We start from the raw sequence: 16,711 nt of genomic DNA, 5'->3' as shown, positions 1-16,711 counted from the left end.
TTGATGGTCTATGGCGTGCCACTGCGGGTCTGCGCTGTCCGAGATGCGCACGGTCATCTGTTGTATGTGGCCACCCTGGAACACGGTCGCCATAAGGGTACTTGCTCACGGACGTCTAGCCGTTTCGGTGATGCGGTACGGCCTCAATACCCTCAAGACTGCCCCCGTCAATATGCTCTGGAGCAGCACTGAACGCGCGTCTATCCGCGCCTTCCACACGTGCGCCCAGAAACTGTCACCTATTTAGGGTCACCCCATCACGCTCAAGACGCCCGTGCGTTAGCCGGTCTGTGACGCTCGTTGCTCTCTCGTCTACGAGCAGGTCGCACAGCGGGACGTGCTTCCATTCAGCGGCGTCCAATCCAAAGAGATAGCTTCTCGCCTTTCAAATGACACGCAGCCGTTTCTCTTCTTCGTAAACTCGTTCCAGCACGAACTCCTTGAGCAGGGTCTGGTAACTCGTTTGCTTGAGCAGCGCTAAGTGCCGCAGGCGGCTTTCTAAATCGGCGCTTAGGCGCAGGCTGGTGGGGTTGGACTTGCGGGGACGGACCGGGGGAAGTAGATCATCGGCCACGGCGTTCTCTGCGTTCAGGAGGTCCGGTGCAAAGGCATGGGCGGCCCAGAACGTCGCCTCCTCGACCTTGCTCTCAAAATCGGGAACTTGGCTCAGGTCAGTGATTATTGTCATCTCGCTCATAGGTTCTCTTTTCGGTAAGCGCTGCGTTCCGCTTTACTCGCCTCGTGGGCCGTCACGATGCGGGCTAGGTCGCCGCGCCGAGTCAGGATGACCGTGAGACATCTGCCTTCCATCTTGCCGACTACACCCTGCTCCATACCGGTACGCTGGAGGAATTGCCCAACGGCTTTGCATTCGCATTTCCGGTGACGGCCATAGCTGTCAGGGAAGACACTGAAGCCAGGCGTTGACGCTGATTTGACGCCTAAAGTGGTACGACGTGATGAAGGCAAGCCGTAGAGAGGCAATGCCAAAAGGGGTACACTGACAGCCAGCCCGGTAACAAGTCCTGGTATCTGATTACCGGATAGCTGGGTAGCAGTGGGGCGGTCGGCGGGTTAAGGTACAGCGTGGCTGGAGCAAGCGACCCGAAGATAGTGGAGCTGCTGGAAATGATCGGCAAGCTCACCGCTCGGCTCGAGGCGCTCGAAGCAGAGAACGAAGCGCTCCGGTCGGAGAATGGTCGGCTCAAGAAGCGGATTGAGGAACTGGAACGCAAGAGCAAGAAGTACGTCGCTCCCTACAGCTGTGAGCAGCCCAAGGCGGAGCCCAAACCGCCGGGCCGTCATGCTGGGCAGGGGCCATTTGTCTCCAAGCAGCGTCCCAGCCGTGAACAGGTCACCCGGATCGTGGACGTCAAGCTCCAGAATCGCTGTCCGTGTGGCGGTGAGCTGCAGCCGTTCAAGACGGACTTCGCCTTCATCACGGCGCTGCCCGCAGCGCCGCCTCAGGTGACGGCGTACCACCTGGAGGTGGGTCGTTGCGACGTGTGCGGTCGGGCTGTCCGGGCCACGCACCCAGCGGTGGCAGCGGACCAACGCGGTGCCAGTGCCCACCGGCTGAGTCCTGAGGTGTACTGCCTGGCGCACAGCTTGCATTACGACCTGGGGATCCCGGTTCGGAAGGTGCCTGAGGTGCTGCGGTTGACCACCGGATTGAGCGTCAGTTAGAGTGCGCTGACCAGAGATGCGTTGCGCGTGACGCGCAACGCGAGCGTGTTGCAGCGCCAGTACCAACAGTTGCGCGACGATGTGCAGCAGCAGCCCTACGTCCATCAGGATGACACGGGGTGGCGCATTCACGGTCAGCCCGCGTGGTTGCAGGGGTTCAAGACCACGCAGAGCGTGGTCTATCAGATCCGCACGCGTCACACCCACGCTCAGCTGCAGGAACTCGTTCCCAACACGTACCAGGGCACCCTATGCTGTGACCGGTTCAGCACCTATGACCCCGTGAGTCTATCGGAGGTCAAGCAGCAGAAATGCCTGCATCATGTCATCGGTTCGTGCAAACAGGCGCTGAATGTGCAACTTCAGCAGGCCGGACGAGGACGCGCCTACCCGCAGAAGCTGCTCACCGACTTCCACGTTGCCCTTGGGTTGCATCAGCGCTTCCATCTGGGATACTGCACGCTCCTCGAGTACCAACGCCAGGGACGCGAACTCACCGCTCAGATTGAGACGCGTCTCGATCAACCTTGTCGTTCGAAGGAAAATCTGCGCCTACAAAAGGGTCTGGTCAAGCATCACCAGCGCGGCAACCTGCTGCGCTTCCTGGATGATCCGCTCATTAAGCCGACCAATAATGCTGCTGAACGGGCCCTGCGTCCAGCCGTCATCGCCCGCAAGGTCTCGCACTGCAGCAAGACCACCGCCGGCAGTGAGGCCTTTGCCATCTTCAAGTCCCTGACGCAAACCGCCCGCTTGCGTGGACTCGACCCCTTCCAGACCCTGCTCGATCACCGCAGAGATCAGAACACCCGGTAATTACATACGATTCATCTTTTGGCGGATGGAGGGTTCAGCAGTAAGGCGTTTATCCAGGGCGTCATCGCGCTGGGATTTGCTGTGTTCATTGGGATGCGTGCAGACCGGAAAACCTCGACCGGACAACATTTGCGCGATATCACCACCCCAGGCCGCAAAATTGAGCTGCACGATCTTCCAGGAGTTCCGCTCTGGCTGAGCTGGGTATGGCTGCCGGCCAAAACAGGCGACAAACGGGAACAGCGATTTATCGTCTCAACCGTGCCACGCACCGCTCAGGTCATCAAACACACTGGGAAACGCCGCTGGAAAATTGAAGCCCTGTTCAAGACTCTCAAAAGTCGTTTTGGGTTCGGAAACTTCGGCCAGCACAGTAAAAAAGGCGTACTGCGGTTCCTCTGTCTGAGTCTCCTCAGTTTCTTGCTCTGCCACTTCGAGTTCCTGGATCGCCTGGATCCAGGCGATCCAGCCTGGCCCAATCGGCGTGATCTGGCCTGCCGATTCAGACAAAAATTTCTCGCTGGCGTGCGCCTTACGGAGCTTTATCTAGAGATTGATCGGGTCAATGCTGTCCAGGACGCACTTCTTCATCACGAATTCTAAACTGCAAGATATCAGGAAACTAAATTTTGGGACTACGAAACGACAAGTTGGGGTGTAAAACGACAAGTAGAGATCTGCTCGTTGTGGACGAACTATTCGGAGGCAGCGGACTCAATCTGATGCGCTGAACATGTCGTTTCACTGTGTCATGTGAAGTATCCGTTCACTTGCATTTTAGAGAAAAGGTGTGGGAGGGCTTCGAAGCCCTCCCACACCTCAGTCGACATATACATCGCAAAAACGACACACCCACTACATTTTGACAAGAGCTACTGGCTGAGTTTGTTGATGATGCTGAACATCGGCAGAAACATGCCCGCCACAATCAGACCGACGATGGTACCCAGGAAAACGATCATGATCGGCTCAATGGCAGCAGTCAGACCTTCAACCGCTTCTTCCACCTCACGGTCGTAGAAGTCGGCGACCTTACCGAGCATGGTATCGAGGGCGCCGGTTTCCTCGCCGATCGCGACCATGCTGACCACCATCGGTGGAAACACCGAACTGGCCGCCAGGCTGCCGCTCATCTGTTCGCCGACCATCACCACGTTCTTGGCATTCTCGATGGTGTCTTCCACGATGGCATTGTTGGCCGTGCCCTTGGTGATTTCCAGGCTCTCGATGATATTCACGCCGCTGCTGATCAGCAGGCCGAAGGTGCGTGCAAAACCGGCGATGGCGGTCCTCTTCAGGAGGGTCCCAAAGACGGGTATCTTCAACTTGAAGTCGTCGATGACGCGCCGCCCTTTATTGGTCTTGTAGTACTGCCGGTAGGCGACGACTATCACGGCCACGATCAAGGCGATAAAGATCGTTTTCGTCTTCAGAAAGTCGGAAGCGGCCATCAGCCCACGGGTGAGCGGTGGCAGGTCTCCGCCGAGTTGGGTGAGAATGCCGCCGAACTGGGGCACAATGGTGGTGAGCAGAAAGTAGGTGATCAGCAGCGCGAAAACCAGCACGATCACCGGGTAGGTCATGGCGCTTTTGATCTTGCCGCGCAGGGCCAGATCCTTTTCCTGAAAGTCAGCGATCCGCTCCAGCACGCTGTCGAGGGTGCCGCTGGTCTCACCCGCGCGCACCAGGTTGATATAGAGGCGATTGAAGACCTTGGGGAATTTGGCGATCGCCTCGGACAGCGGCGTTCCGGCTTCCACATCGTTGCGGACCTTGCGGACCACCCCTTGCAGTCCCTTGTGCTCGATCTGGCGCTGCATGATGGTCAGCGCCTGCACCAGCGGCACCCCGGCGTTGATCAGGGTGGCGAGCTGCTTGGAGAAGATGGCCACCGGCTTGAGGCCCGGCGGGCGGTCACTCAGAAAAGGAATCTTGAGATCGTTGAGATCGGTCTGCATGCCCCCTTTGGGGGCTTTGATGTCGACGATCATTAGGCCCTTGGAGCGCAGCGAATCGCGCACCTGGGCTATCGAGTCGGCTTCGGTTTGGGATTTGAGCACCTTGCCGCTGCGATCACGCACGCGGTATTCAAAGACCGGCATGAGATCAGTATAGTCGGCGCAGTCTTGCGCTGGACTTACACGCTCCGAACGACACGTCACAAACAGGGCGCGGCGCAGCCCCAGGAGAAGTGCATTGAAGCAGCCCCAAACACAGCCGCCTTCACCGTGGACTGCCACCCTCGCCGCCTTGGCTGGTGGCGGGATCGTCGGCTTCCCTACCGAGACCGTCTGGGGGCTGGGGGTGGACGCCGCCTCACAGCCAGCGGTCACGGCGCTGTCAGCCATCAAGGGCCGCCCGGCAGGCAAGGCCCTGCAAGTCTCATGTGGTGGCGTGGCGCAGGCGCGTGCCCTCGCCGCGCCGCAGCAGCCGATCTTCGAGGCGCTCGTGTCCCTGCTGCCCGGTCCGCTGACCCTGGTCGTCCGCGCCGCGCCGATCTGCCCAGCCTGGCTGGTATTCGGCGGCAAGGTGGGCCTGCGGGTGCCGGACCACCCGCTGACCCAGGCGCTGCTGGCGCGCTGGGGCGGCCCGCTGGCGACCACCAGTCTCAATCCGGCGGGCCAGCCCAGCGCCCGCACGCTGGCCGAGGCACGCACCTACAATCTGGCCGCCGTGCTGCTTGAGGGGCCGTCCGCCTCGCCCGAGACTGGCCTGCTGCCCAGCACCGTCGTGGACTGTGAGAGCGGGGAGATCCTGCGCCAGGGCGCCCTGCCCGTGTCCGTCGTCCACGCGGTGCTGGCCGGAGTCCCGGGCAGACAACCGTGAAGGCGCTGATCGGTGCGGCGCTGCTGGCGGCAGGCAGGCCGCTGCGGGCGGCGGAACTGGGCAAGCTGCTAAATCTGGACGAAGCGCAGGCGCGCGCCCAGCTCGAAGCCTACGCCACTGAGTTGGCGCGCGCCGGGCTGGGGTTTCTGGTCGAGGAGGTGGCGGGCGGCTTCCGGCTGGTGGTGCCGCCCGCTCTGGCGCAGCAACTTGCGCCGCTGCTCTCACCCCCGCCGCTGCCGGGCCTATCGGGCGCGGCGCTGGAGGTGCTGGCCGTCATCGCCTACCGCCAGCCGGTGACCCGCGCCGAGATCGAGGCGATGCGCGGCGGCAGTGCCAGCACCGTCATCACCTTGCAGGAGCGCGAACTGATCAAGGTGGTGGGCCGCGCCGACGCCGTGGGCCAGCCGCTGCTCTACGCCACCACAGAGCGCTTCCTGCTCGAGTTCGGGCTGCGCGACGTGGGCGACCTGCCGCCGCTGCAAGCCGAGGGTGCAGAGTTCAGTCAACTGCTGCGCGGCTAGGTGAGATGACTCACGGCCCTAGTGTCTTAAGGTCGGCTTTAGACAAAGATCAGCTGGCCTAGAAATTGGATCGATAGTTACTTATGCGCAGGGGGCCGCGCAGCTCATGATGGGGGTGTTCTTTTCACCTGCACTGGCTTTGGCGAGCGCGACCGGTCAGTGCCCGCAGCGAAACCAAGTCGCTTTCTCCAAAAGAGGTCACTATGAAAAACGTCATGATGTTCGGTATGGGTGTCGTCCTTCTCAGTTCCTGCTCGATGATGGGCGGCGGCATGAAGAGCGGCACGATGTCCAATGGCACCATGTCCGACGGCGCGATGGCCGTCAAGCAGGGCACGGCGTCGTACAGCCTGGGTCGTCAGCCTGCCGCCACCGATATCACCCCGATGGGCAATGTGGCCGTCGCAGTCAACGGCGCGACAGTGGCGACCAATGCCAAGTTGACCGGTGTGGCTGCCAACACCTACTATGTAGCCCACTACCACAACCAGGGCAGCACCCAGACCACCGATCCTTGCTCCAGCAACGGCCCGGCCCTGCTCGACAGCATGATGGTCGGCAAGTCCGACGCGGGTGGCAACCTGACCCTGACCGGCAGCGTCGCCAAGACCGTGGTGCAGGCCGCCACTTACTACAACGTTCATACTGCCAAGGATGAGAGCGGCGCACCTGCCGACGCGGGCGTGGCGTGCAGCGCCGTCAAGATTCCCTGAACCTGAACCCCGCCGTTGCGCGGAGCCGTTGAAGAAAGTGGGAACCTCCCGACGCACTCGGAGAGGTTCCCACTTTCTTCATCTCGACCGTGGGCGCTCAGGCTTCCCGCGTCACGTAACTGCGGACCAGGGACAGCATCTTGGCCGCCGCTGCCGGATTCGCCGCGCCGCTGAGGGTTTCTTGCAGCAGGGCAAGGCCCGCTTCGCCCCGCTGTGCCGCCGCCCGCTGGGCGTAGTCCAGGCTGCCGCTACGGCGCAGCCAGCCCAGCACCTCGGCGATCCTGGCCGGGTCCTTGTCGGCCCTGGGCAGCGCCATCTGCTCGGTGAAGGCGGCGCGCTGATCGGCGGGCGCGTCACCAAGCCAGTGCAGCACGATCAAAGTGCGTTTGCCCTCCAGCAAGTCGCCGCCAATTTCCTTGCCGTATTTCCCGGCGTCTTCGAGCAGATTGAGCACGTCGTCCCTGATCTGAAAGGCCGCGCCCAGGGCTTCTCCGGCGCGGGTGAACGCCTCGCTGGGCGGCTGCTCCGCGGCCAGCGCACCCAGCCGCAACGGAATGACAACCGTGTAGTAGGCGGTCTTGAGCCGCACCATCTCCAGATAATCGGCCTCGCTGAGCTGCCACTCGCGCCGCGCCACCCAGTCCAGGTCGAGGTGCTGGCCCTCGGCGGTGCGGTGAATCATGGTCAGCACTTCCTGGTAGGCTCCCGGCACGCCCGCTTCGGCCACGGCGGCCCACATGTAGGCGTGCAGGGCGTCTCCGGCGTTCAGTGCCAGCGGCAGGCCGTGCAGACGGTGCAGCGCAGGCTTTCCCCGGCGCTCCTCGCTGTCGTCCTCGATATCGTCATGAATCAGCACCCAGTTCTGAAAGAGTTCGATGACCGCGCCGAGCCACAACGCGCTGCGCCACTGTGGGCTGCCCTCGCGCACGCCGTGTGCCTCGGCGCTCAGCAGCAGCAGTTCGCTGCGAAGACCTTTGCCACCGCGCTGCGGGTAGTCGCGCAACATAGTGTAAAAGGCCCGCAGCTCCGGGCGCGAATGGGTGTCGGGCAGCAGGCCGAGAATCAGGTCGAGCAGTTCGGAGCGCATCAAGGCGCAGTTTAACCTGGGACGCCCGGCCCGGGCCGGGGCAGTATCCTGTCTACACCCCTGCCCTTCAAGGAGACGCTCTGCCGGAACTTCAGCCGCCCGCCCCGACCGCCGCTCCCGCTGCCCGCCTGAAGCGTTCTGGCCGCGCGCCGGGAGGCTGGCTGCTGCTGGTCGCCGCGATGCTGATCGCCGGACTGCTGCTCATTCCCGGCGTGCGCGGCGGGCTGTGGACAGTCGGCGGCGTGCTGCTCGGCCCCGACCCCGCGCCGAGACAGGCCCTGGTCGGGCGGCTGGGGTTCTGGGGACCGCTGGCGTTGATTGCTGGAATGCTGGTGCAGGCCGTCGTGCCACTGCTGCCCGCCGCTGCCGACGTGGTGCTGGCGGCCCTGCTCTACGGCTTCTGGGGCGGCTTTGCCATCGTCTATACCGGCACGCTGCTGGGCGCGGCACTGGGCTACCGGGTGGGGCAGCGCTTCGGCGGCTGGGCGGTGCGGCGGCTGGCGGGCGAGCGCATGACCCACCGCCTGGAGGTGTTCGCCGAGACGCGCGGGGTGCGGGCGGTGCTGCTGGTGCGCTTGATGCCTGCCCTCAAGGCCGAGGTTATGAACCTGGTGGCGGGGGCTGTGGGGATCGCCTTCTGGCCGTTCATGGCCGCCTCGGCAGCCGGGGCGCTCCCGGCCACCACGCTGGTGGTGTGGCTCTCGGCCAGTCCGGCGCGGCTGCTGTGGGGCGTGACGGGCCTGTCGCTGGCGGTGGGGCTGGGTGTGCTAGGCCGCTGGTGGTGGCGGCGCTCCCGGTCACCGGCGGCGTCTTCCTCGTCGGCTTCCTTGATGCCGCCCGGCGACCCCCCGGTGTGAGCGAAGCGCTCAGACCACAGCAGCCCAGTCCAGGTGGCCCGGTCGGGTAGACTGCTTTCACGCTGGCGACGGCGGCCCCGGTTTCCGGCAGCCCTTCGACGAAAGGGGCGCGAGCAGGGCCGCACAACGTCGCTGGACTGTCAGGAGACGTTGCCCATGACCCAGGATGCTTTTCCCCCCGATTCTTCCGTGAGTGAATCCTCTGTGAGCGAACCCGCCACACCGGAGGCCACCCCGGTTCCGCTTTCCGCCTACGCCCGCGCAGGGGTAGATATCGACGCAGGCCACCGCGCCGTGGCGCTGATGAAAGGTGCGGTGGCGCGGACCCACGGCCCGCAGGTGCTGGGCGCCCTGGGCGGCTTCGGCGGGCTGTTCCGAGCTGATTTTGGGGCCATGCGTGACCCGGTGCTGGTGGCCTCCACCGACGGGGTCGGCACCAAGACCAAGGTCGCCAGCCGTGCCGGGCAGTACGGTGGGCTGGGCGCGGACATCGTCAACCACTGCGTCAACGATATTCTGGTGCAGGGCGCGCGCCCGCTGTTCTTTCTCGATTACGTGGCGATGGGCAAGCTGATTCCCGAACAGGTGGCCGCCTTCGTGACGGGTGCGGCGCAGGCCTGCGAAAAGGTAAGCGTGGCGTTGCTGGGCGGCGAGACCGCCGAGATGCCGGGTGTGTACGTGGAAGGCGAACTCGATATCGTGGGCACCGTCGTGGGCGTTGTGGACCGGGCCGAGCTGATCACTGGCGAGCGGCTGGAGGCGGGCGATGTGGTGATCGCCCTGCCCAGCAGTGGCCTGCATACCAACGGCTACAGCCTGGCCCGCGCCGCGCTCGACGGCCTTGATTGGCAGGCTCCCGACGCCGAACTGGGCGGCAGCTTGCAAGACGCCCTGCTCATACCGCACCGCTGCTATCTGGCGGCGTACCGAGCGCTTGCCGAAGGGGGCGTTGACGTGCGGGCCATGAGCCACATCACCGGGGGCGGCCTGATCGACAATCCGCCGCGCGTGCTGCCCGGCGAACTGGGCCTGCGCTTCGATCTGGGAAGCTACGCCCTGCCACCGCTGTTTGAGCGGATTGTCCAGAGGTCCGGCATCCTTGGGCGCGAGGCGTACCGGGCGCTCAACATGGGCGTGGGCTTTCTGTTCATGCTGCCGCCGGATCAGGCCGCGCAGGCGCTGGATGTGCTGCGCGGCGCGGGCGAGTCGCCCTGGGTCATCGGTGAGGTGGTGTCCCACGAGAACTCAGCACACGAACGGGTCGAATTGCTCAACCTGCCCACTGCACTTTCAGCTCCCCAGCCGGGTGGAGCGCTTCTGTGACGACCCTGCCCAAACCGCCCACCGGGCTGAGCCTGCCTGAGCGGCACGCCTCGGCGGAGCTGTGGGTGGTGCGCCACGGCGAGAGCACCTGGAATGCCGATGGGCGCTATCAGGGCCAGACGGACGTGCCGCTGAGCGTGGTGGGGGTGCTGCAAGCCTCCAGCCTGGCCGAGCGCCTGACCAGCCAGCGCTTTGCCGCCGTGTATTCCAGCGATCTGGTGCGGGCGCAGCGCACCGCCGAGATCGTCACCGAGCGCCTCAGCGGTGAGCCGCAGGTGCAGACCGTGCCGGGCCTGCGCGAGATCGACGTGGGCCAGCTCAGCGGGCTGGGCTTACCGGAGATCCGCAGCCGTTACCCCGAGTACCTGGCGGCGCTGCGGGCCGATCCCTGGGCGACCCGGCGGCCCGGCGGCGAGAGCATGGCCGATCTGTACGCCCGCGCGGCGGCGGCGCTCAGCGAGCTGGCGGCCCGGCACCAAGGCGAGCGGGTGATGGTCTTCACGCACGGCGGGGTGGTGCGGGTGGCCGTGGGGCTGGCACTGGGCGGCGTGCCCGCGAACGCCTGGGCCAGATTGTCGGTGGCCAACACCAGCGTCACCCGGGTGCTGCTCTCGGATCAGGGCGGCACGCTGCTGGGCTTCAACGACGCTGCCCACCTCGAAGACCTGGAAGCGGCGGGCGAGGCCGACGACTTGGGGCTGGGAGCCACGCCGTAAGTTATGCCCGCACACACCCACACGGAAACACGAAAAAGCGCCCGGTAATTTGCACCGGGCGCTTTTTCGACCAAACGAGAATGTTCAGGAAGTGTGGGCCGGTCCTTGCCCCCACACCGTCCAGGGATTACTTGATCGCGCCGTTGAGGCCCTGCGGGTAGAAGCCGCCCTTGTGGGCATCGGGAGCCAGGTAGACGATGTTGAGAATCTCGCGGGTGGTGCGGGCGTAAGCGCCGCCCGAGGCGTCGTCCGGTACCAGCACAGCCTTGCCGTTCATGGTCAGGCCCGCGTCCTTGCCGCCGCCGACCTTGGCGCGCAGGGCACTGATGGCCCCCACGATCTGCTCGACGGTCAGGCCCGCAGCGGCCACGACGTCTTTACTCTGGTACAGGAAGGTGCGGATGCTGCCCGCGTGGTAGGCCTCGGACGCCAGGATGCCCGCCGCCGCCTGAAGGTAGGCGGGGTTGGTCAGCAGGGTGGCCGCGCCGTTGTAGGCGGTGACGCCCACGTCCTCGAAGATGAACGCGCCGTGCAGGAAGAACAGCTCGTTGGTGTAGGGGTTAAAGCCCTTGATGGCTCCACCCGAAGCCGCCTGGCCCGCTGCGTCGAAGGCGGAGGACAGGTCGAGCAGGGGACGCGCAACGGCTCCCTTGCCCAGCGCGCCATACAGGAACTTGACGTGGGTCAGCTCATCGTCTGCGATCGAGTTGACGAACGCCTGGATGTTGCTGTCCTTGAACTGCATGCCGGTTGCCGGAAGGTTGGCAGGCAGCGCAATCGGAGCCGAGCCGCCAATGGCGCGCAGTTCGCTGAGGCGGCCCACGGCGGCGCAGTAAAACGCCGCTTCCAGGTACTCCAGGTTCAGGGCGAAGTTCAGCACGTCGCCGTCAATGTTCTTGGCCGGCACGGCCAGGGCGCTGCCGCCTAGACCCAGCGCCGCTGCGCCCAAACCGAGTTTACCCAAGGTGCCCAGCGCTTCCCGACGATTCATTTCGCTCATGTCCTTCCTCCTGTGAAAGTCCCCACCGCCGCTCACATGCCGTAGTAAACGCGTGTCGGGGTGGCTTCTTTGAGAGGTTGTATGCGGACGTGAGCAGACTTGGATGTTCACGAGAACTTAATAAAACTGGCGCAGCTTCGCCTCTACCATTTCGCTCAGCGGTTCTGGCGCGGCAGGTTCTGGTCGGCCCCGGTCACGTCGGCGGGCAGGTCGTCCACCTGACGGGCTTTTTCCTGCATGCCGGTCTTCTGCACGTCCTTGATGTCATGCAGATCGTTGGTGTCCTTATCGCCGCCGTGTGGGTGACGTGGGTCCGGGGTCGGCTTGCTGCTGGTCTTGTCGTCCATGATGCTGGCCTCCTTGAACATCGAACTCAAACATTGAAGTGGTCCGCTCAGTCTAAGCGTGGTCGCGGCCCGGCCCAGCCTGGCTCAAGGCCTGCTCAAGACTGCATCCGTACCAGGTCACTTCAGTCAGTGGGTTTTTGAGCAGCGGATGGGTCAAGTCCCAAGCCCTAGGGCGTATGGGAACGTTTGCCCCGCCGCTTTCCGGATCGCCACCCGCCTTTAGCCTGAACAGATGAAGCTCAAAGCAATGAATCCGGCGCGGACAACCTGGGCGCTGCCGCTGCTCGCCCTGCTGACCCTTCAGGTCGCCTCGTCTCAGGCCGGGGCACAGTCGGATGCGGCCTTCGCCGCCGCCGTTGCCAAAGCCGACATTGCCGATATGAACATCGCCGCCGCGCGCAAGAAGACGTATCCCGGCAGTGCCTTGAAGGTGCTGCAAACGCTCCGGGCGGGTGTCAACTATTCGCGCCAGGTGGTCTCGTACCAGTCCGACGGCCTGAGCATTCACGCGCTGCTGACGGTGCCCGCAGGCACGCCGCCGAAAGGAGGCTGGCCCGCCGTCGTGTTCAACCACGGCTACATTCCGCCGAACGTGTACCGCACCACCGAGCGCTACGTGGCGTATCAGGACGCCTTCGCCCGCGCCGGATTCGTGACCCTCAAGAGTGACTACCGGGGGCACGGCAGCTCTGAAGGCGTGGCGCTGTGCGGTTACTACGCGCCGGGCTACACCGATGACGTGATGAACGCGCTCGGCAGCTTCAAGCGCGACAAGCGGGTCAACGCCGGGCGCATCGGGATGTGGGGCCACAGTATGGGCGGCTTTCTGACGCTGCGGGCGATGGTTATCGACCCTGGCATCAAGGCCGGGGTCATCTGGGGCGGGGTGGTCGCCAACTACGACGACCTGATGAACCGTTGGCCCCACAAAGCGCCCGCCAGCATTCCCCAGCGGGTGCTCAACCTGCGCAAAACGGCAGTGGACAAATACGGCACGCCCGCCAGTAACCCCACCTTCTGGCAGGCGCTGAGCGCCAACACTTACCTCAAGGACCTCAGCGGCCCGCTGGAACTGCACATCGGTTCAGCCGACGAGGAAGTGCCGCCCGCCTTTCACTCGATTCTGGTGGGGCAGCTCAAGGCGGTGGGCAAGACTGCCGCGAGCTACGTCTACCCCGGCGACAACCACAACCTCAGCGGCAATCTCGGCACGGCGCTCAGCCGCAGCGTGGCCTTTTTCAAGAAGAATCTGTGAGGCACAACCTATGAGCAGGGCGTAGCCATGAGGCCGAAACAGTGAGACGCCTGCTCAATCTGGCCCTGCTGCTCATCGGCGGCGCGGGTTACGTTGCCTACAGCCAGCCCGAGCGCTTGCCGTTTGCCACGCCCTGGCGAGAGGAGCAGGTCAGCGCGCCTGAACCCTCAACTGCCCCCGCTGCTGCGCCCCCGAACGTCGTCGAGACGACGCCCCTCGGCACCATCACCGACGCGGCGATTCGGGCGGTGGTGGACCGGCAGCCGATCAGCCTGGCGGCTCTGCGGGCGCGCACGTATCCCGGCAGCGCCCTGACGGTGGTGCGGACGCTGGGTGCGGGCGTCAATTATTCCCGGCAGGTGGTGAGCTACCAATCGGACGGCCTGAAGATTTTCGCGCTGCTGACGGTGCCCAATGGAACGCCGCCGACACGAGGCTGGCCCGCCATCGTGTTCAACCACGGCTATATTCCTCCGGAAAAGTACCGCACCACTGAGCGCTACGTGGCCTACCAGGACGCTTTTGCCAGGGCCGGATTCGTGACCCTGAAGAGCGATTACCGGGGGCACGGCAGCAGCGAGGGTGAGGCCACGGGCGGCTACAACGACCCCGGCTACACCGTGGACGTGCTCAACGCTGCCGCCAGTCTCAAAAAGGACAGGCGGGTCAATGCTGGGCGGCTGGGCCTCTGGGGCCACAGCATGGGCGGGCAACTCAGTTTGCGGGCCATGCTGGTCGAGAGTGACTTCAAAGCCGCCTCGCTATGGGCCGGGGTCGTCGCCAGCTACGACATCCTGGCGACGCAGTGGCACCCGCCCTCCGGTCAGCCGACCCCGACCCTCGACGGCCTGAACCAGCGCTTTCTGCGGGCGCTCAGCCCGAACGCTTCGCTGCAAGGCCTCAGGGGGCGGCCCATCGAATTGCAGCAGGGCACGGCGGACGAGGACGTGCCGTACAGCTTCCAGGTGGATTTCGCCAATGATTTGCGGGCCGCCCAGCAAAACTTCACCGCGTACAAGTATCCCGGCGACAACCACAACCTCAGCGGCAACCTGAGAGTGGCGCTTAGTCGCAGCGTGACGTTCTTCAAGAAGAACCTGTGAGCGTCCAGTGCGGGCCGCTATCCTGAGCGGCATGTCCGCACGTCTCCTGCCGCTGGGGCTGGCCTTGCTCTTGGTGGCCTGCTCCCCTCCCGCCAAGTCGGGAACGGCCACCCAAGCCCAGACCACCCAATCCACCTCAACCACCTCCCCGAAATCTTCAGCCCGACCCCGCGCCAGCACCCCGGCGGGCGGCCTGCCCACCATCGCTCGCGCCGATCTGCCGCCGGAGGGCCAGCGCACCCTCAGGCTGATCGTGAGCGGCGGTCCCTCTTCGTCCAGCCGCGACGGCGTGGTGTTCGGCAACCGCGAGAGACTGCTGCCGATCAAACCGAGTGGCACTTACCACGAGTACACCGTGCCCACGCCCGGCGCATCCGACCGGGGCGCGCGGCGGATCGTCTGCGGCCCGCCGCTTCGCAGCGCCGCCGGGTGCTACTACACCGCCGACCACTACGCCAGCTTCAAGAAGATCGCCCCGTGAGCGTGTTCGACGATCTCCCGCAGGGCATCCAGCCCGCGCCCGCCGAGCCGCGTCTGGTGGCGGCAGGCGCGCAGGTGCGGCTGCGCGAGGTGACGCTCAGCGCCGTGCAGGACAAGAACGACCTGATGCTGGCCTTCGCCAACGACCTGGCCCTGAGTGCGACCTTCGGGCGCAACTGGGACGCCCTCTACGACGTGCTGAGCGACCCCGACACGGCCCCGCAGCGTCTGGCGCTGGTGCTGTGCGACTACCCCGACTTCGAGCGCCGCCATGCCCGGCTGGCTGCCGAACTCCAGCAAGTGTTGCTCGACGCCCAGAAGGCTCTGGCGGGTGCGGGCAAGGCGCTGTGGCTACTCTCGGATTTGCCAGAGAGCGAGAGCTAAGGAGAAGAACGGATGTCCAGCCCTGACCCAGCTGCCACCCTCCGCCTGGAGCAATTTGACCCTGCTGCCGCCCCAGACGCCACCCTGCGCGCCGCCGCGAGGTTCCACGAAACCATGCGCGCCGAGCGGATGCCCGAAGACCCGCCGCTTGACGAGGCGGCCCTGATCGCGGGCTGGCGGCATCCGGATGCTGCAGCTGAGCGCTGTACTTTTGTTTTGTGGGACGGCGATACGGTGGCGGCCAGTGCCAGCCTGAGTCTGCCGCGGGACCATCACACCCACACGGTGTCGGTCAACCTGGGGGTGATTGCTCCCTACCGCAGACGCGGCCTGGGCAAACGACTGATGCGCGCCGCCGCCGAGTACGCCGCTCACTCGGGCCGCCGCACTGTCCTGACCACCGCCGATAGCCGCCTGCCTGCCGGTGAAGTGGTGCTGCGCCGCCTGGGAGCCAGGTTGATGATGGAGCAGCAGTTCTTGCAGCTCGATCTTGCCGCACTGCAACCACAGCAGCTCACGAACTGGCTGGCCGAGGCGGAGGTCAGCGCCGAGTACCGGGTGTGGCAGAACCTGGGCGCGTACCCGGCGGAACGCCTGGCCGAGATCGCCCGTCTGCACAGCGTGATGAACACTGCGCCGAGCGGTGAGCGCGACCCCGAGGATATACAGACGACGCCCGAGCAGCTCCGCACCGAGGAGACGGCCATGTTTGCCCGCGCCGCCCAGCGCCTGACCAGCTTTGCCGAGCACCGCCCGAGTGGGCGGCTGGTGGCCTTCAGCGAACTGTTCTGGGACGCTGGACGCCCCACGCTTGCCTTTCAGCACGCCACCGCCGTGCACCCTGAGCACCGCCGTCACTCGCTGGGCCGCTGGATCAAGGCGGCCAATCTGCGCGCCCTGCCCAGCGCCAATCCGCAGGCCCGCTTCGTCCGCGCCGGAAACACCCCGGACAACTTGGGCATGCTCAGCATCAACCATGCCCTGGGCTTCCAGCCCTACACGACCCACACCGACTGGCAACTGGAGGTGGATGCCCTGCGCGCTTCCCTGCTCGGCTGAGCGCTGGCTTCAGCTTGCCGAAGTGTGGCCGGACTGACGGGCCGCTCCCTCCCCAGGCCTCAAGCTGAGCAGATGACTCCACTCAAGACCGTGCTGTTGACGGCGGCCGTTTCCGGCCTGACGGCGGCCTCGCCCGCCTTCGTGCTCAGCGACGCGGCGGGCAAAAGCTGGTCGCTGCAAGCCCACCTGGGCCGCGAGCGCCTGCTGATCGTGTCCAGCCCCTCGGCGGCGTATCTGGCTGAGGTGCGGCGGCAGGATGCGGCGCTTCAGGTGCGTGATCTGCGGGTGGTGGCGCTGCTGCCGCCCGGCGACGCCCGCTTCGACGGACCACGGACGCTGATGCTGACCCTGCTGGCCGACCCCGGCGGCAGCGTGGCCGCCCAGTATGGTCCCGCCGCTCTGATCGGCAAGGACACGGGCGTCAAGGCCCGCTACGCCGCGCCGCCAGCGCTCGGCGCAGTGCTGGGCACGATTGACAGCATGCCGATGCGCCAGCAGGAGCGCCGGGAGCGCGGGCGCTGAGCGCATCGCCAGGGCA

21 protein-coding genes are annotated in these 16,711 nt (G+C 65.2%); 15 read left to right on the top strand and 6 right to left on the bottom strand.

Translation table 11 applies throughout. The features are described 5' to 3' along the window. Positions 1-385: 385 nt before the first annotated feature. Together GUI70_RS15925 and GUI70_RS24430 are read right to left on the bottom strand one after the other, a co-directional pair. Positions 386-697, bottom strand: coding sequence for a CopG family antitoxin (locus GUI70_RS15925; RefSeq protein WP_161883301.1), 312 nt, complete (start codon positions 695-697; stop codon positions 386-388). Beyond that, positions 694-834, bottom strand: a complete 141-nt coding sequence (locus GUI70_RS24430; protein WP_237724973.1) for a BrnT family toxin — start codon at positions 832-834, stop codon at positions 694-696. The genes GUI70_RS15925 and GUI70_RS24430 overlap by 4 nt, the downstream gene beginning before the upstream one ends. 252 nt (positions 835-1,086) lie before the next feature. Here GUI70_RS24430 and GUI70_RS15920 point away from each other — a divergent pair, with 252 nt between their 5' ends. The 3 genes from GUI70_RS15920 to GUI70_RS15910 are packed head-to-tail and all read left to right on the top strand — an operon-like array spanning position 1,087 to position 3,105. Then, positions 1,087-1,686, top strand: coding sequence for a DNA replication initiation control protein YabA (locus GUI70_RS15920; protein ID WP_161883300.1), 600 nt, complete (start codon positions 1,087-1,089; stop codon positions 1,684-1,686). 27 nt (positions 1,687-1,713) lie between these two features. Further along, entirely contained in the window at positions 1,714-2,502 is a 789-nt protein-coding gene (locus GUI70_RS15915) for an IS66 family transposase (protein ID WP_237724976.1), read from the top strand. An 18-nt stretch (positions 2,503-2,520) separates the two neighbouring features. Continuing rightward, the gene (locus tag GUI70_RS15910; protein ID WP_161883298.1) at positions 2,521-3,105 is read left to right on the top strand and encodes a transposase; all 585 of its coding nucleotides are present in this window, start codon (positions 2,521-2,523) and stop codon (positions 3,103-3,105) included. Positions 3,106-3,374: 269 nt separating this feature from the next. Here GUI70_RS15910 and pilC read toward each other — a convergent pair whose 3' ends face one another. Next, positions 3,375-4,604, bottom strand: coding sequence for a type IV pilus assembly protein PilC (pilC, locus tag GUI70_RS15905; protein WP_161883297.1), 1,230 nt, complete (start codon positions 4,602-4,604; stop codon positions 3,375-3,377). 94 nt (positions 4,605-4,698) lie between these two features. On the opposite strand from pilC, the gene GUI70_RS15900 reads away from it, so the two are divergent. The 3 genes from GUI70_RS15900 (at position 4,699) to GUI70_RS15890 (ending at position 6,562) form a co-directional block, all read left to right on the top strand. After that, entirely contained in the window at positions 4,699-5,328 is a 630-nt protein-coding gene (locus GUI70_RS15900) for an L-threonylcarbamoyladenylate synthase (RefSeq protein ID WP_237724972.1), read from the top strand. After that, a complete protein-coding gene (gene scpB, locus GUI70_RS15895; protein ID WP_161883296.1) occupies positions 5,325-5,849 on the top strand; it encodes an SMC-Scp complex subunit ScpB in 525 nt (174 codons plus the stop codon). Before GUI70_RS15900 ends, scpB begins: the two co-directional genes overlap by 4 nt. Before the next feature lie 203 nt (positions 5,850-6,052). Continuing rightward, positions 6,053-6,562: a superoxide dismutase gene (locus tag GUI70_RS15890; protein ID WP_161883295.1), complete on the top strand. Its 510-nt coding sequence runs from the start codon at positions 6,053-6,055 to the stop codon at positions 6,560-6,562. Positions 6,563-6,659: 97 nt separating this feature from the next. On the opposite strand, the gene GUI70_RS15885 is transcribed toward GUI70_RS15890, so the two are convergent. Continuing rightward, positions 6,660-7,649 (bottom strand): polyprenyl synthetase family protein, encoded by a 990-nt coding sequence (locus tag GUI70_RS15885; RefSeq protein ID WP_161883311.1) that lies wholly within the window; start codon positions 7,647-7,649, stop codon positions 6,660-6,662. Positions 7,650-7,828: 179 nt separating this feature from the next. Between GUI70_RS15885 and GUI70_RS15880 the strand changes: the two genes are divergently transcribed. The 3 genes from GUI70_RS15880 to GUI70_RS15870 all read left to right on the top strand — a co-directional run bounded on the left by GUI70_RS15880 (position 7,829) and on the right by GUI70_RS15870 (position 10,545). Beyond that, the gene (locus GUI70_RS15880; RefSeq protein ID WP_161883294.1) at positions 7,829-8,506 is read left to right on the top strand and encodes a TVP38/TMEM64 family protein; all 678 of its coding nucleotides are present in this window, start codon (positions 7,829-7,831) and stop codon (positions 8,504-8,506) included. A 156-nt stretch (positions 8,507-8,662) separates the two neighbouring features. Then, positions 8,663-9,829, top strand: coding sequence for a phosphoribosylformylglycinamidine cyclo-ligase (gene purM, locus GUI70_RS15875; protein ID WP_161883293.1), 1,167 nt, complete (start codon positions 8,663-8,665; stop codon positions 9,827-9,829). After that, positions 9,826-10,545, top strand: a complete 720-nt coding sequence (locus GUI70_RS15870; RefSeq protein ID WP_161883292.1) for a histidine phosphatase family protein — start codon at positions 9,826-9,828, stop codon at positions 10,543-10,545. The genes purM and GUI70_RS15870 overlap by 4 nt, the downstream gene beginning before the upstream one ends. A gap of 127 nt (positions 10,546-10,672) precedes the next feature. Here the strand turns inward: GUI70_RS15870 and GUI70_RS15865 are convergent, their stop codons facing one another. Continuing rightward, a complete protein-coding gene (locus GUI70_RS15865) occupies positions 10,673-11,545 on the bottom strand; it encodes a ferritin-like domain-containing protein (protein ID WP_161883291.1) in 873 nt (290 codons plus the stop codon). 155 nt (positions 11,546-11,700) lie between these two features. Then, a complete protein-coding gene (locus tag GUI70_RS15860) occupies positions 11,701-11,892 on the bottom strand; it encodes a hypothetical protein (RefSeq protein WP_161883290.1) in 192 nt (63 codons plus the stop codon). Between the two features lie 379 nt (positions 11,893-12,271). Here GUI70_RS15860 and GUI70_RS15855 point away from each other — a divergent pair, with 379 nt between their 5' ends. The 6 genes from GUI70_RS15855 to GUI70_RS15830 all read left to right on the top strand — a co-directional run bounded on the left by GUI70_RS15855 (position 12,272) and on the right by GUI70_RS15830 (position 16,695). Continuing rightward, positions 12,272-13,147: an alpha/beta hydrolase family protein gene (locus GUI70_RS15855; RefSeq protein WP_161883310.1), complete on the top strand. Its 876-nt coding sequence runs from the start codon at positions 12,272-12,274 to the stop codon at positions 13,145-13,147. Positions 13,148-13,188: 41 nt separating this feature from the next. Beyond that, positions 13,189-14,250, top strand: a complete 1,062-nt coding sequence (locus GUI70_RS15850) for an alpha/beta hydrolase family protein (RefSeq protein WP_161883289.1) — start codon at positions 13,189-13,191, stop codon at positions 14,248-14,250. 31 nt (positions 14,251-14,281) lie between these two features. Next, entirely contained in the window at positions 14,282-14,731 is a 450-nt protein-coding gene (locus GUI70_RS15845; RefSeq protein WP_161883288.1) for a guanyl-specific ribonuclease, read from the top strand. Further along, positions 14,728-15,114 carry a barstar family protein gene (locus tag GUI70_RS15840; RefSeq protein ID WP_161883287.1) on the top strand — a complete coding sequence of 129 codons (387 nt, stop codon included), beginning with the start codon at positions 14,728-14,730 and terminating at the stop codon, positions 15,112-15,114. The genes GUI70_RS15845 and GUI70_RS15840 overlap by 4 nt, the downstream gene beginning before the upstream one ends. A 12-nt stretch (positions 15,115-15,126) precedes the next feature. After that, on the top strand, positions 15,127-16,173 hold the full coding sequence (locus GUI70_RS15835; RefSeq protein WP_161883286.1) for a GNAT family N-acetyltransferase: 1,047 nt from the start codon (positions 15,127-15,129) through the stop codon (positions 16,171-16,173). 72 nt (positions 16,174-16,245) lie between these two features. Next, a complete protein-coding gene (locus tag GUI70_RS15830) occupies positions 16,246-16,695 on the top strand; it encodes a DUF4174 domain-containing protein (protein WP_161883285.1) in 450 nt (149 codons plus the stop codon). Positions 16,696-16,711: the final 16 nt, after the last annotated feature.

The sequence above is a fragment of the Deinococcus alpinitundrae genome, assembly GCF_009982895.1.
Lineage (GTDB): Bacteria > Deinococcota > Deinococci > Deinococcales > Deinococcaceae > Deinococcus > Deinococcus alpinitundrae.
Note: the sequence above shows the minus strand (reverse complement) of the source record. Positions and strands in the feature narration are given on the sequence as shown.

Coding starts and splice junctions, on each gene's coding strand:
- GUI70_RS15925 (WP_161883301.1), bottom strand. CDS start 697: ATGAGCGAGATGACAATAATCACTGACCTGAGCCAAGTTCCCGATTTT.
- GUI70_RS24430 (WP_237724973.1), bottom strand. CDS start 834: ATGGAGCAGGGTGTAGTCGGCAAGATGGAAGGCAGATGTCTCACGGTC.
- pilC (WP_161883297.1), bottom strand. CDS start 4,604: ATGCCGGTCTTTGAATACCGCGTGCGTGATCGCAGCGGCAAGGTGCTC.
- GUI70_RS15890 (WP_161883295.1), top strand. CDS start 6,053: ATGAAAAACGTCATGATGTTCGGTATGGGTGTCGTCCTTCTCAGTTCC.
- GUI70_RS15885 (WP_161883311.1), bottom strand. CDS start 7,649: ATGCGCTCCGAACTGCTCGACCTGATTCTCGGCCTGCTGCCCGACACC.
- GUI70_RS15880 (WP_161883294.1), top strand. CDS start 7,829: ATGCTGATCGCCGGACTGCTGCTCATTCCCGGCGTGCGCGGCGGGCTG.
- purM (WP_161883293.1), top strand. CDS start 8,663: ATGACCCAGGATGCTTTTCCCCCCGATTCTTCCGTGAGTGAATCCTCT.
- GUI70_RS15865 (WP_161883291.1), bottom strand. CDS start 11,545: ATGAGCGAAATGAATCGTCGGGAAGCGCTGGGCACCTTGGGTAAACTC.
- GUI70_RS15860 (WP_161883290.1), bottom strand. CDS start 11,892: ATGGACGACAAGACCAGCAGCAAGCCGACCCCGGACCCACGTCACCCA.
- GUI70_RS15855 (WP_161883310.1), top strand. CDS start 12,272: ATGAACATCGCCGCCGCGCGCAAGAAGACGTATCCCGGCAGTGCCTTG.
- GUI70_RS15845 (WP_161883288.1), top strand. CDS start 14,282: ATGTCCGCACGTCTCCTGCCGCTGGGGCTGGCCTTGCTCTTGGTGGCC.
- GUI70_RS15835 (WP_161883286.1), top strand. CDS start 15,127: ATGTCCAGCCCTGACCCAGCTGCCACCCTCCGCCTGGAGCAATTTGAC.
- GUI70_RS15830 (WP_161883285.1), top strand. CDS start 16,246: ATGACTCCACTCAAGACCGTGCTGTTGACGGCGGCCGTTTCCGGCCTG.